Here is a 12,781-nt window from a genome sequence, read left to right as displayed (position 1 = left end):
CTTAGAATTGAAGGCCCGGCGAGACGCTCGCGGGCATTTGCAGTTGCGCGCTTTCGACGGAAGCCATCGGATACGCGCAGTAGTCGGCGGCATAGTAAGCGCTCGGCCGGTGATTGCCCGAACGCCCCGGCCCGCCGAACGGCGCACCGGAGGACGCGCCGTTGGTCGGCCGGTTCCAGTTGACGATGCCCGCGCGAATGGTGCGCTGGAAATGCGTCCACAGTGCTTCGTCGTCGGCGAGCAGGCCGGCGGACAGACCGAACTCGGTGTCGTTCGCGCGTTCGATCGCTTCGTTGAAGGTGCCGTAGCGGACGATCTGTGCCAGCGGTCCGAAGTGTTCCTCGTCAGGCAGATCCTGCACGCCGGTCACGTCGAGAATCGCCGGCGTGACGAAGCCGAGCTGCGGATCGCGTTGCTCCATCGTCAGCAGCGATTTCGCGCCGTCGGCGAGCAGGCGCTCCTGTGCGGCGACCAGACGCGCAGCCGCCCGCGCCGAGATCACCGCGCCCATGAACGGCTGCGGATCGGCGTTGTATTCACCCACGCTGATGCGCGAGGTGACGTCGCTCAGGCGTTCGATAAAGCGGTCGCCGAAGGCATCGTTCGGCACGAAAATACGGCGCGCGCACGTGCAACGCTGTCCCGCCGACAGAAACGCCGACTGAATGGTATGGTGCACGGCCGCGTCGAGATCGGCCACCGGCCCGATGACGAGCGGATTGTTGCCGCCCATCTCCAGCGCCAGCACGATCTCCGGCCGCCCGCCGAACTGCTTGTGCAGCAATGTTCCGGTATCCGAACTACCGGTGAAGAACAAGCCGTCGATCTGCCGATGATTCGCAAGCGCAATGCCGGTTTCCTTCTCGCCTTGCACGAGATTCAGCACGCCCGCCGGCAAGCCCGCGTCGCGCCAGATTTCGACCGTCACGCGTGCCACGCCCGGCGCGAGTTCAGAGGGCTTGAACACCACCGCGTTACCGGCGATCAGCGCCGGCACGATATGCCCGTTGGGCAAATGGCCGGGGAAGTTATACGGGCCGAACACTGCCACCACGCCATGCGGACGGTGCCGCAGCACCGCCGTGCCGTCGGCCATCGCCGAGCGCTTTTCGCCGGTGCGCTCGTTATAGGCCTGAATCGAAATCTCGACCTTGGCCGCCATCGAGGCGGCTTCGGTGCGCGCTTCCCATAGCGGCTTGCCGGTTTCGCGGCCAATCGCTTCGGCAAGCGCTTCCTTGCGTTCGGTCACGAGCGCAGCGAAGCGGCGCACCACGCCACAACGCTCGTCGAGGCTCAACGCCGACCACGTCGAAAACGCACGGCGTGCGCTGCGCACCGCGCGATCGACGTCGTCCGCCGAGGCGCTCCTGCCTTCCCAAACCGTCGCCCCCGTACCCGGGTTGCGCGACGCGAATGCGGGTCCTGTGCCGGCGGCCCATTCGCCGTCGATGAAAAGCTCGCTCATGATCATCCTTGTTTGTGTTTTTGCGGCAGCACCCGCACCAGGTCGCCTGCCTTCACGTCGAGTGCGGCCGCTTCAGCAGCGCTCAGCACGAACACGCCGTCTTGCGGCACGCCCGCTGTCACGCCCACCCGAAAGTCGCCGAGCGACGTATTCGATACCATCGACTTCGGCCCATCCGCCGGTCCATTCAAGGTGCCAATCTCGACCCGCACCAGCACGCTTTCGCGCACCGTGCGCAAGTCGGCGATATGGCATTCCAGCACCGGACCCGCGTCGAAGATATCGACGTGGTTCTCATAACGCAGCCCTTCCGCTTCGAGCATGCGGCGCGCCGGAATCGTGTCGCTATGCGTGAGGCCGACGCATTCCTGCGCTTCTTCCGGCAACAACTCGACATACACCGGATAGCGCGGCATCAACTCGGCGAGAAACGCCTTGCGGCCGTGCGAACTCAGATAGTCCGCGGCATTGAAGTCGATCTGATAGAAATGCGAGCCGACCGCGCGCCAGAACGGCGAGGTGCCGTTGGCGTCGAAGTGGCCACGCAATTCCGCGCACAGACGCTGCGGAAAGCGCTCGCGAAACTGCGCGAGGAACATGAAGCGCGAACGCGACAGCAAACCGCCCACGCCGCTCGTCCGGTAGCGCGGGCTCAGGAACAGCGAACACACTTCGGCATAACCCGTCAGGTCATGCGAGATATTCAGCGCACGCATGCGCGTCCAGATGCCGAGGTCCTGGCTCGCGTGCACAACCGTGCTCACGCGATAGTTGTAAAACGGCTGCTCCAGACCCACTGAGGTTTCGATGCCGCATACGCCGGCCACGTCGCCGGTCTCGGTGTCTTCCATCACGAAGAAATAACCGGCTTCATGCGGCGCGGCCTTGTCTTCCATCGTGCGGCGCGCGCGTTCGACGCGTGCCGCGAGCGCATCGCGGTCCGGCTTGAAAGTGGTGAGACCGGGGCCGGTTTCCTGGGCAAGCGCCATCAGCGCGTCCACATCGCCCCGTTGCACAACGCGAACGACGATCATTGTGCGTCTCCCGATTGTTCTGCCACAGAGGGCTGGTGCAGCGGCACGCAGCGCACGGCGTCGCCCTCTTCCACGCCGAGCGCGGCACGCGCCGCGTGCGGCAACGCGGCGCCTGCTTGTTTGCCTTCGGCCAGGTTGCCGAGCACGCAGCGGAATTCACCGTCGGCGCCGTTGTGCGCGATCAGATACGCCGCGCCTTGCGCGGCCGCCGCGGCCTCATGCACCACGCGCGTTTCATTGCGCGTGACGCAGGCGCTGCGATCCACTTGCGCGGTCAATACCGGACCTGCGTCGAAGATATCGATGTAACGATCGGTCTCGAAGCCTTCTTCGAGGTGAATCTCGTAGGCCAGCAACGCCTTCGAATCCGGCTCGCCGAGCACACGCTGTGCCGCTTCCGGCAGCAGCGGCACATAGATGGGATAAGTCGGCATGACTTCGGCGATGAAGGTGCGGCTGCGGCCGCCCGATTCGATTTCGATGTCCGCGAAGTTGCGGCCGAAGAACTTGCGCCCCACCGCCTCCCAGAACGGCGACACGCCGGAATCGTCGGTGACGCCGAGCAGCAGCGAGAACACCTCGGACGTAAAGCGTTTGCGATTGGCGGCGATATACATCATCCGCGCGCGCGACATCAGATGCGCGGCCGCCTCGCCGCGCAGCGACGGGTCGATGTAATAGCCCGCCAGCCGGCTCTTGCCGGTCAGTTCATGCGACATGGTCAGCGCGTGAATCTTGCGGTTCACATGCAGTTCGCGCGACGCATGGATCAGCGCGTCGTTGCGAAACGCGTAGAACGGATCCGAATAGCCGGCCGCGGCGACGATACTCGCCGTGCCCATCAGCTTGCCGCTTTGCGCGTCTTCGAGTACGAACAGATAGAACTCCTCGCCCGGAAAATCGGCATCCGCGCGAAACGAGTCTTCCGACAACGCGACGCGCGCTTCGAGCGCACGCCTGTCGTGCGGCAACGAATGCAGTACCGGTTGCGCGGTGCGCGCCATGTGTTCGAGCGCATCGAGATCGGCGAGGCGGCCGGGGCGTACGAAGAGCATCATCGTTCCTGTTGAATGTGACGCATGGATGAGTGCCGTAACCGGGTGCAGCCGATCAGTGCGACGCCGCTTCGGTTTTCGCGCCGACGATTTCTTCGATCGCCTTCGCCAGACGCGTGAAGCCTTCGTTCATATCGTCGAGCGGCATGATCAGCGACGGCACGAAACGCAGTACGTCCGGTCCCGCCATCAGCATGACCACGCCGTGCGCACCCGCCGCGGTGACGAAATCTTTTGCGCGGCCCTTGAAGGCGTCGGTCAATTCCGCGCCGATCAGCAGACCCTTGCCGCGCACTTCCTTGAACAGGCCAAAGCGTTCGTTCAGTTTCGCCAGATGCCCCTTCAGCGCTTCGCTGCGAGCGCGCACGCCTTCGAGCACCTTCGGGTCGCTGACCAGCTCGACCACCTTCTCGGCGATGGCCGCGCCCAGCGGATTGCCGCCGTACGTCGTGCCATGCACGCCGACCTTGAAATGCGCGGCCAGTTCGTTGGTGGTGAGCATCGCGCCGATCGGGAAACCGTTGCCGAGCGCCTTCGCGGTGGTCAGGATGTCAGGCGTCACGCCCGTGTCCTGGTACGCGTAGAAGTAGCCGCTGCGGCCCACGCCTGTTTGCACCTCGTCGAAAATCAGTAGTGCGCCATGTTGATCGCAGGCTTCGCGCAGCGCCTTCAGGAACGCCGGGTCGGCGGGAATCACGCCGCCCTCGCCCTGGATCGGCTCGACGATCACCGCACAGGTTTGCGCGCCGATGGCTTTTTTCGCCGCTTCGATATCGTTGTACGGCAGGTGGGTGATGCCGGCCGGCACTGGACCGAAGCCTTCCGAGTACTTCGGCTGGCCGCCGACGCTCACGGTAAAGAACGTGCGGCCATGGAACGATTGCGTGAACGAGATGATTTCGACTTTATCCGCACCATGGCGCTCGAACGCGACGCGGCGCGCCAGTTTGAGTGCGGCCTCATTCGCTTCCGCACCGGAATTGGCGAAGAACGCGCGGTCGGCGAAGGTCAGGTCTTCGAGACGTCTGGCCAGACGCAGCACCGGCTCATTGGTATAGCCATTGCCGATGTGCCACAGCTTGCCGCCCTGTTCGTGCAGCACTTTCAGCAGTTCAGGATGCGCATGACCGAGCGCGGTGACGGCGATACCGCCGGCGAAGTCGATATAGTCGCGGCCTTGCGTATCCCAGACACGCGAGCCGAGACCGCGATCCGGCACGAAGGGCGCGGGCGAAAACACCGGCACCATGACTTCGTCGAAGGTCTGGCGTGTCACGTTCAGGTCGTTCATGGCAAATCCTCGTTACAGGTGAGAGGTAATACACGTAGTGTAGGAAACCGCACGCGATACGTCTTGCGCATACGCGACGCTTTCTATGAGCTTCCGGGCGGGTTTGAGACATGTGCGCCGCGAATGCCGCGCTTTCCATGCTTCCCGCCCATTCGTGGTGCTTATTCCGCCTGATCGGGCCGTTCGATCAACGCACCGGGGCGCGGCTCACTGGCCGCGGCACCCGTCGCGCCGGTCTGCTTGTCGATCCAGTTACGACGATCCTCGCGTGGTGTGACACCAAAGCGTTCACGGTACGCATTCGAAAAGTGCGCCGCCGACGAAAATCCGCACGCGAGGCTGATCTGCACCACCGATTTGCTGGTGCGCTGCAATTGCGTGCGCGCTTTTGAAAGCCGCAGACCGAGATAGTATTTGGACGGCATCGAGCCGAGATACTGGCGAAACAGGCGCTCCAGTTGCCGGCGCGACACGCCGACGAGGCCCGCGATTTCGTCGGTGGTGAGCGGGTCTTCGATATTCGCTTCCATCAGCAGAAGCGCATCGTTCAGACGCGGATGGCGCTCGCCCGGCGCGGTGACGAACGGAATGCGCTGGCGCTCTTCACCCGCGCGCAGCACGCCGACGCCGAGCGTATCGGCGATCCGGTCCGCGAGTTCCGGACCGTGCTCGCGGCCGATCATCGCCAGCATGAAGTCGACCGTGGCCTGACCGCCCGCGCAGGTGGCGCGATCGCGGTCGATTTCGAAAATCTGCTGCGTGACGATCGAGCGCTCGAACTGCTCGGAGAACTGCTGATAGGTTTCCCAGTTGACGCTCACGCGATAGCCGGACAACTGCCCCGCCATGGCCAGCCACCAGACGCCGTGATGAATGCCGGTGACGAGCGGCGTACGCTGACCGACGCGCGAAAGGCTCGCGAGAAACAGACGGTAGTCCGCGAATTGCTGGAACCGCTCGCTGACGATGATCAGCCAGTCGCACGAGATCGCGTCGCCGAAAGCGGCATCGGCCGGCCAATGCGCGCCGCCCGCGAGCGGCACTGCGCGGCCGTCCCACGAGCAGACCTGCACGCGGTAGAGCGCGCGGCCGTCGATTTCATTGGCGAGATTGAGGGCGTCGACGATCGGCCCGACGCCCGACATCGACACCGGTGGCAACGCAACGATTGCGACCTGTGTGGTACGAGCCGGGCTGGACGTGCGGGCCATTGCTGATGAGTAAGACGCGCAGGCGAGCCGCGCGTTACTTCAGACTGCCGGACAGGAACTGCTTGAGGCGTTCGCTGCGCGGCGTGGTCAGCACGTCTGCGGGCAAGCCTTCTTCTTCAGTGCGGCCCTGGTGCAGGAACATCACATGATTCGACACGTTGCGCGCGAAACCCATTTCGTGCGTGACGACGATCATCGTGCGGCCTTCTTCGGCGAGCTTCTGCATGACCTTCAGCACTTCACCGACCAATTCCGGGTCGAGCGCGGAAGTGGGTTCGTCGAATAGCATCACGTCCGGGTTCATCGCCAACGCGCGCGCGATCGCCACGCGCTGCTGCTGGCCACCCGACAGATGCGACGGATACTGTTTTTCCAGACGCGGCGCGAGGCCGACTTTCTCCAGATATTCGCGCGCGCGGTCTTCAGCTTCACGACGGGACATGCCGAGCACATGAATCGGTGCTTCGACGATGTTCTCGATCACGTTCATGTGCGCCCACAAGTTGAAGTGCTGGAACACCATCGCGAGCTTGGTGCGAATGCGTTGCAGCTGCTTGTGATCGGCGACTTCGAGATTGCCGGCGCGGTCGGTTTTCGTCTTGACCGTTTCGCCGTCGACGACGATCTGCCCGGCGTTTGGCCGCTCGAGAAAGTTGATGCAGCGCAGGAAGGTGCTCTTGCCCGATCCGCTCGCGCCGATGATGCTGATCACGTCACCCTTGTTTGCGTTCAGCGAGACGCCCTTGAGCACTTCATTGTCGCCGTAGCGCTTGTGGATGTCCTGAACGGCGAGCTTGCAAGCTTCGGTTTGAGTCGTGTGGAGCAAGATGCTCTCCCTGTGAAAATACGGATCAATCTTCGTCACGGCGCGCGAGGCGCGCCGCGCATTGCAAACACAGCGCGCTCAATGCGTGCGCACCGCCAGGTAACCCAGCCAGTGACGCTCGGCGCGCCGGAACAAGGCCACCAGCACGAACGACACCACCAGGTAAATCAGCGCCGCGAGGCCGAACGCGTCGAACGACTGATAGGTGGCCGAATTCGCGTCGCGCGCCACCTTCAGGATGTCCGGCACCGTGGCCGTGAAGGCGACCGTGGTGGCGTGCAGCATCAGGATGACTTCGTTACTGTACAACGGCAGCGCCCGTCGCAGCGCGGACGGTATCACAATGCGGCGATACATCGTCAACCAGCTCATGCCGTAGGCACGCGCCGCTTCCACTTCGCCGTGCGAGGTCGAGCGGATCGCGCCGGCGAAAATCTCGGTGGTGTACGCGCAGGTATTGAGCGCAAAGGCCAGGATCGCGCAGTGAAAACCGCTGCGGAAGAATGCGTCGAGCAGTTCGTGCGAGCGTACGAATTCGAGGCTGTACATGCCGGTATAGATCAACAGCAGTTGCACGTACAGCGGTGTACCGCGGAACACGTAGGTGTAGAGGCGCACGGGCGTCGACAGCCAGCGCTTCTTCGAGACGCGCGCCACGGCAAGCGGAATCGCCATGAAAAAGCCGATCCCGATCGATGCCACCAGCAGCCAGAGCGTGACGGCGAGACCGGAGATACGCTGACCGTCCCAGTACAGGAAGGCGCGCCAGAATTGGTTGAGGATATCGATCATGATCTGTTAGAGCTCCGCGTGCCGCACGCCGATCGAATAGCGCCGTTCCATCCAGATCAGCACGAGATTCGACGCGGTGGTGATCGCCAGATAGATCAGCGCGGCGACCAGGATGAAGAAGAACATGTTGAAGGTGCTCTTGCCGGCGTCCTGCGCGGCTTTGACGACGTCGGCGAGACCGATGATCGACACCAGCGCAGTGGCTTTGACCAGCACCTGCCAGTTGTTGCCGATGCCCGGCAGGGCGAAGCGCATCATTTGCGGAAACAGGATGCGTGTGAAGACGCGCGCGCCGCTCATCCCGTATGCGCTGCCTGCTTCGAGCTGGCCGCGCGGCACGCTGAGAAACGCGCCGCGGAAGGTTTCGGTGAAATACGCGCCGTAGATGAAGCCGAGCGTCAGCACGCCGGCGACGAACGGATCGATATCGAACTGCGGCAGATTGAGCGCGTCGGTGAGATTGTTGACGGCGATCTGGATGCTGTAGAAGAGCAGCAGCATCAGGACGAGATCCGGCACTGAGCGGATCAACGTTGTGTAGCCGGTGGCTATGGCGCGCAGTGGCCGGTTAAAGGAGAGTTTCGCCGCGGCGCCTGCCAGGCCGAGCAGCACAGAGGTTGCCAGTGACAGGACCGACAGTTCGATCGTCTGGATCGTGCCGGCCAGCAATACCGGACCAAAGCCGTAAAGGAACACGGGAGTCTCCATCCAGGTTTTTTATCGAGTAGGGCCGGCGTTGAGGCGCCGGACTCAGCTTGCATGGCGCGGAGTCTCGCAAGTGAAAATTATTTGCTCAAATAGAAAGGATGGGATTGTTGCTGTGCAGCAATTGGCTGTTTGCGATGGATTGGGGCTTCGCGGCGCGGGTTTGCGGGGGATCGTGGTTTGCAAGCCGGGGGTTTGTTTGCCGGCGGCGCCGCGATTTAGCAAGTTTTGAGTCGCTTTTTTGATAGGCCCGGCGGGCAGGAGCTATTGTTTTTGCCTTTGGCGGCGGCATTGTTTTGCTGCATGCCTACGGCGTTGGTTGTTTCTCTTGCTTTTGGTCTATTAGCGTTCCCCCTGTGCGGGGGGGCACCTACTTTTCTTTGCCGGCCGCAAAGAAAAGTAGGCAAAAGAAAGCGGCTCACACCGCCAACTCTTAAGTGGGTCCCCTGGCTTGGAGGGGCTGGTGGTGCGATAAACGGATCACACCTCGGTCCATCAGGGTCTGTGACACAGCCGTCATCCGCTCCCACTCCGCACTACGTGCGTCGCGGATGGGTCCACCGTAAGGGTCCGGTGAAGTCATATTGAAATCTGTCGTCTGTGCATAGGAGCATCGTGTCCATCAAAAACGTGATGGAGACGTGTACACGATGGCGGACAATGATCGGATTGATGATGGAGTGGTACCGGCAATAGAGCGCCGCAAACACAGCAGGGAATTCAAGGAGATGGTGGTGCGGGCGGCGATGCAACCGCACGTGTCCATCGCCGCGGTGGCGCTGCATTACCGCCTGAACGCGAATCTGCTGCGCCGGTGGGTGGTGGCCGCGCGACAGCGTACGAGTGGCCAGCCGGCTGCGGACGAAGCGCAGCCGCCACCGGCGGCGGCATTCGTGCCGCTACAACTGCAAACGCCAGCCGTCGCGACTGATCGGGGTGAGATCAGGATCGAGGTGCGCCGCGGCGGGGCCATGATGACGCTCTACTGGCCGCTGTCGGCGGCCGGCGATTGCGCGGCATGGTTACAGGGATGGCTGCGATGATCCGCATCGACGCTATCTGGCTGGCGACCGAACCCGTGGACATGCGCGTGGGCGCCGATACACTGCTCGCGCGCGTGGTCAAGGTGTTCGGCGCGGTGCGCCCACACCATGCCTATCTGTTTGCCAACCGGCATTCAACACGAATGAAGGTGCTGGTCTACGATGGCCTGGGGATCTGGCTGGCCACCCGGCGCCTGAATCGCGGGCGCTTCGTCTGGAGCAACGGCGAGCAGTGCGTTTCACTGCCGCTGAATGAGGAACAGTTACGGGCACTGGTCACGGGACTGCCGTGGCGCACACTGGCAAGCGATCACGCCATTACCGTGGTGTGAGGCCAACGCGGACGTTAACAGTTCCGCTTTCTGATGCGTGGCGTGTCTGGCAGACTCGGTGTCATGGACCTGCCCGATCTCACCACGCTCAGCCCCGACCAGCTTCGCACATTGGCCGCGCAGCTGGCCGTCCAGCTCGCGCACAGGGAACGCGAAGTCGGTGAGAAGGAACGGGAGCTGCAGTATCGGCAAACCCGCATCGACCAGCTCACGCATGAGCTCTCGATCATCAAACGGCAACAGTTTGGCAAACGCAGCGAGCAGCTCAATACGGAGCAGATGAGCCTGCTCGACGAGGCGATCGATACGGATCTGGCGGCCATCGAAGCCGAGCTTGAGCAGCTTCGGCCTGAGACGCCCGGGCGCAAATCACGTCAACGTCCCCGACGCGCCGCGTTGCCGGCGCACCTGCCACGCACCGACATTCATCATGATCCCGATACCACGACGTGCAACTGCGGCTGCGCGCTTGAGCGTATAGGCGAAGACATCAGCGAGAAGCTTGACTACACGCCGGGCGTGTTCACAGTCGAGCGGCATATCCGCGGCAAGTGGGTGTGCCGTCAATGCGAGACGCTGACGCAGGCACCCGTGCCTGCACACGTTATCGACAAGGGCATTCCCACGGCCGCGCTGTTGGCCTGGGTGCTGGTGTCGAAATTCTCCGATCATCTGCCGCTGTACCGGGTTGAGCGCATTTGCGCCCGCGCGGGGCTGGCGATCCCGCAGTCGACGCTGGGTGACTGGGTGGGCGTGTGCGGCGTGCGACTGCAGCCGCTGGTTGACGCTTTGCGCGAACACCTTCTGCGTGAGCTTGTGCTGCATGCTGATGAAACACCTGTGCAGATGCTCAGTCCGGGCAAAGGCAAGACGCACCGCGCGTATCTCTGGGCGTATGCCACGACGCAATACTGCTCGCTCAAGGCGGTGATATACGACTTCGCTGACAGCCGCGCTGGCGAGCATGCGCGCGCATTCCTGGGCGACTGGCAGGGCAAGCTGGTGTGCGACGACTATAGCGGCTACAAGAAAAGCTTCACCCGGGGCGTCACGGAAATCGGCTGTGCCGCGCACGCGCGGCGCGCGTTCTTCGACCTGGATGTGAACCATCAGAGCGAAATCGCCGGGCAGGCGCTGAAGTACTTCGGCACGCTGTACGAGATCGAAGATGAAGCGGCCGCACTTGATCCCGATGCACGGCGTGCGCTGCGGCAGGCCCGTTCGAGACCGGTGATGGATGCCCTGCATGCTTGGATGAGTGCGCAGCGGCGCCTGGTTCCAGAAGGCTCGGCGATCGCGAAAGCCCTCGACTACAGCCTCAATCGCTGGGAGGCGCTCACGCGCTATCTAGACGATGGACATGTGCCGATGTGCAACAACTGGATTGAGAACCAGATCCGTCCCTGGGCGACAGGGAGAAAAAACTGGTTGTTTGCCGGCTCACTTCGCGCCGGCAAACGTGCCGCTGCCATCATGAGCCTGATCCGTTCGGCACAACTGAACGGGCATGACCCGCACGCCTATTTGAAGGACGTGCTCATGCGCCTGCCAACACATCGCGCCGCTGACATCGACGAGTTGCTGCCTCATCGATGGAAACCTTCCGCACGCGCTCTATAGATTCCGCGCGCGCCAGGCAAGGTGCCTTCACCGGCTGCTTACGGTCCACCAGGGAAACCGGGGGCTTCGCTCGCGCGTAGCGGGAGCCATCGGCTTCGCCTCGGCGAGGCGCCGAAACACACCAGTGGTTTGATGAAGTACCGCCCCGGCGCGCGCAGCGCCGCCGGAAGCATGACGGCCTGGTCACTCACGCCGGCAGGTGCGGGAGCACAATCTCTACGGAGCCACGACACCCTCCAAGCCAGGGAACCCGCTTAAAAATTAGCGGTTTGAGCCGCTTTCTTTTGCCTACTTTTCTTTGCGGCGGCAAAGAAAAGTAGGTGCCCCCCCGCACAGGGGGAACGCTAATAAACCAAAAGCAAAAGAAACAACCAACGCCGTAGGCACGACCAAAACAATGCCGCCGCCAAAGGCAAAAACCCCATCAAGCGCTACGCGCAAACCCTACTCGATCCCCAATCGAGCCCGAATAGCAGGCAACATATATTCAACCGCAGCGCGGCCCTCCTCAATCGCCGGTGCCGCCCGATGAAAATCAAAAATCCCCATTCCCCCAAGCCGCGGCTGAATCAAAATATCCGCCGGCTCGCCTGCAAGGCGACTCCGCGTAATCCGCACTTGCATGATATCGATGCTCTGCGCAATCGAACTCAACATCGACGGCACCCGGGCACTCGGTGCAGGCGGCACCCGCACATCATCGGAAGCCCGCGCCTCAGGAGGCGCCAGCCACCGTGGCCACGGCTTGCCGTTGCGCCGCAGGGCAACCGGCGGCGGCGCCGTCGGGTCAATTGCCGGCGTATCGACCACCGCCCCGCCGAAATCGCGGCCGTTCAGAATGTCGTTGTTCAGGTCGACAGCAATCACGCAATCTGCCCGCATCCCGCGCGCCACCGACACCGGCACCGGATTGCTCAAGCCGCCATCCACCAGCCACACGCCGTTGTGCCACACCGGTGTGAAAATCCCCGGAATCGCAATCGATGCCCGCACCGCATCAACCACACTGCCATCCTGCAACCAGCTCTCGCGCCCGGAATCGAGTTCGGTGGCGACCGCTGCGAACGGCATGTTCAGTTGCGCAATCGAACGGCCATTGAATTTGTCCGCGAAGAGCTGGATCACCTTGCGACCACCCAGCAAGCCGCCCGACAAACGCAGATCGAGCAGCCGTACCACCGTCTGCCACGTGAGCCGCGACACCCACTCCTCAAGCCAGTCCAGATCGCCGTTCGCGTATACCGCACCGACCAGCGCGCCAATCGACGTGCCGCATATCACATCCGGCTTGATGCCCGCATCGTGCAGCGCGCGAATCGCGCCGATATGCGCCCACCCACGTGCGGCACCGCCCCCCAACACCAGCCCGATACGGCTGTATCGACGTCGACGTATCATGTGTTCCCC

Annotated in this window: 12 protein-coding genes; 3 read left to right on the top strand and 9 right to left on the bottom strand. The window is 62.9% G+C overall.

What is annotated here, in order from left to right; all coding sequences use genetic code 11:
• Position 1: 1 nt before the first annotated feature.
• The 8 genes from astD to PQR27_RS06000 all read right to left on the bottom strand — a co-directional run bounded on the left by astD (position 2) and on the right by PQR27_RS06000 (position 8,370).
• Complete coding sequence (astD, locus tag PQR27_RS06035) at positions 2-1,465, bottom strand: succinylglutamate-semialdehyde dehydrogenase (RefSeq protein WP_408522803.1); 1,464 nt, start codon at positions 1,463-1,465, stop codon at positions 2-4.
• 2 nt (positions 1,466-1,467) lie between these two features.
• Complete coding sequence (astA, locus tag PQR27_RS06030) at positions 1,468-2,499, bottom strand: arginine N-succinyltransferase (protein ID WP_408522802.1); 1,032 nt, start codon at positions 2,497-2,499, stop codon at positions 1,468-1,470.
• Positions 2,496-3,554: an arginine/ornithine succinyltransferase subunit alpha gene (gene aruF / locus PQR27_RS06025; RefSeq protein ID WP_408525418.1), complete on the bottom strand. Its 1,059-nt coding sequence runs from the start codon at positions 3,552-3,554 to the stop codon at positions 2,496-2,498. The genes astA and aruF overlap by 4 nt, the downstream gene beginning before the upstream one ends.
• A gap of 55 nt (positions 3,555-3,609) precedes the next feature.
• On the bottom strand, positions 3,610-4,845 hold the full coding sequence (locus tag PQR27_RS06020; RefSeq protein WP_408522801.1) for an aspartate aminotransferase family protein: 1,236 nt from the start codon (positions 4,843-4,845) through the stop codon (positions 3,610-3,612).
• Positions 4,846-5,006: 161 nt separating this feature from the next.
• Positions 5,007-6,056 (bottom strand): GlxA family transcriptional regulator, encoded by a 1,050-nt coding sequence (locus PQR27_RS06015; RefSeq protein WP_408522800.1) that lies wholly within the window; start codon positions 6,054-6,056, stop codon positions 5,007-5,009.
• Positions 6,057-6,090: 34 nt separating this feature from the next.
• Complete coding sequence (locus PQR27_RS06010; RefSeq protein ID WP_408522799.1) at positions 6,091-6,882, bottom strand: ABC transporter ATP-binding protein; 792 nt, start codon at positions 6,880-6,882, stop codon at positions 6,091-6,093.
• Between the two features lie 78 nt (positions 6,883-6,960).
• Positions 6,961-7,674, bottom strand: a complete 714-nt coding sequence (locus PQR27_RS06005; RefSeq protein ID WP_408522798.1) for an ABC transporter permease — start codon at positions 7,672-7,674, stop codon at positions 6,961-6,963.
• Between the two features lie 6 nt (positions 7,675-7,680).
• On the bottom strand, positions 7,681-8,370 hold the full coding sequence (locus tag PQR27_RS06000; RefSeq protein WP_408522797.1) for an ABC transporter permease: 690 nt from the start codon (positions 8,368-8,370) through the stop codon (positions 7,681-7,683).
• A gap of 659 nt (positions 8,371-9,029) precedes the next feature.
• Between PQR27_RS06000 and tnpA the strand changes: the two genes are divergently transcribed.
• The 3 genes from tnpA (at position 9,030) to tnpC (ending at position 11,374) form a co-directional block, all read left to right on the top strand.
• Entirely contained in the window at positions 9,030-9,422 is a 393-nt protein-coding gene (gene tnpA / locus PQR27_RS05995; protein ID WP_408522639.1) for an IS66-like element accessory protein TnpA, read from the top strand.
• Positions 9,419-9,754: an IS66 family insertion sequence element accessory protein TnpB gene (gene tnpB, locus PQR27_RS05990; RefSeq protein WP_408522638.1), complete on the top strand. Its 336-nt coding sequence runs from the start codon at positions 9,419-9,421 to the stop codon at positions 9,752-9,754. The genes tnpA and tnpB overlap by 4 nt, the downstream gene beginning before the upstream one ends.
• A 63-nt stretch (positions 9,755-9,817) precedes the next feature.
• Positions 9,818-11,374: an IS66 family transposase gene (gene tnpC, locus PQR27_RS05985; protein WP_408522637.1), complete on the top strand. Its 1,557-nt coding sequence runs from the start codon at positions 9,818-9,820 to the stop codon at positions 11,372-11,374.
• A gap of 444 nt (positions 11,375-11,818) precedes the next feature.
• Here the strand turns inward: tnpC and PQR27_RS05980 are convergent, their stop codons facing one another.
• On the bottom strand, positions 11,819-12,772 hold the full coding sequence (locus tag PQR27_RS05980) for a patatin-like phospholipase family protein (RefSeq protein WP_408522796.1): 954 nt from the start codon (positions 12,770-12,772) through the stop codon (positions 11,819-11,821).
• Positions 12,773-12,781: the final 9 nt, after the last annotated feature.

The organism is Paraburkholderia fungorum, assembly GCF_046027215.1.
GTDB classification, from domain to species: Bacteria; Pseudomonadota; Gammaproteobacteria; order Burkholderiales; family Burkholderiaceae; genus Paraburkholderia; species Paraburkholderia fungorum_D.
Note: the sequence above shows the minus strand (reverse complement) of the source record. Positions and strands in the feature narration are given on the sequence as shown.

What these genes read in the sequence shown, in the direction of transcription:
- astD (WP_408522803.1), bottom strand. Translation starts at nt 1,465, where the DNA reads ATGAGCGAGCTTTTCATCGACGGCGAATGGGCCGCCGGCACAGGACCC.
- astA (WP_408522802.1), bottom strand. Translation starts at nt 2,499, where the DNA reads ATGATCGTCGTTCGCGTTGTGCAACGGGGCGATGTGGACGCGCTGATG.
- aruF (WP_408525418.1), bottom strand. Translation starts at nt 3,554, where the DNA reads ATGCTCTTCGTACGCCCCGGCCGCCTCGCCGATCTCGATGCGCTCGAA.
- PQR27_RS06020 (WP_408522801.1), bottom strand. Translation starts at nt 4,845, where the DNA reads ATGAACGACCTGAACGTGACACGCCAGACCTTCGACGAAGTCATGGTG.
- PQR27_RS06015 (WP_408522800.1), bottom strand. Translation starts at nt 6,056, where the DNA reads ATGGCCCGCACGTCCAGCCCGGCTCGTACCACACAGGTCGCAATCGTT.
- PQR27_RS06005 (WP_408522798.1), bottom strand. Translation starts at nt 7,674, where the DNA reads ATGATCGATATCCTCAACCAATTCTGGCGCGCCTTCCTGTACTGGGAC.
- tnpA (WP_408522639.1), top strand. Translation starts at nt 9,030, where the DNA reads ATGGCGGACAATGATCGGATTGATGATGGAGTGGTACCGGCAATAGAG.
- tnpB (WP_408522638.1), top strand. Translation starts at nt 9,419, where the DNA reads ATGATCCGCATCGACGCTATCTGGCTGGCGACCGAACCCGTGGACATG.
- tnpC (WP_408522637.1), top strand. Translation starts at nt 9,818, where the DNA reads ATGGACCTGCCCGATCTCACCACGCTCAGCCCCGACCAGCTTCGCACA.
- PQR27_RS05980 (WP_408522796.1), bottom strand. Translation starts at nt 12,772, where the DNA reads ATGATACGTCGACGTCGATACAGCCGTATCGGGCTGGTGTTGGGGGGC.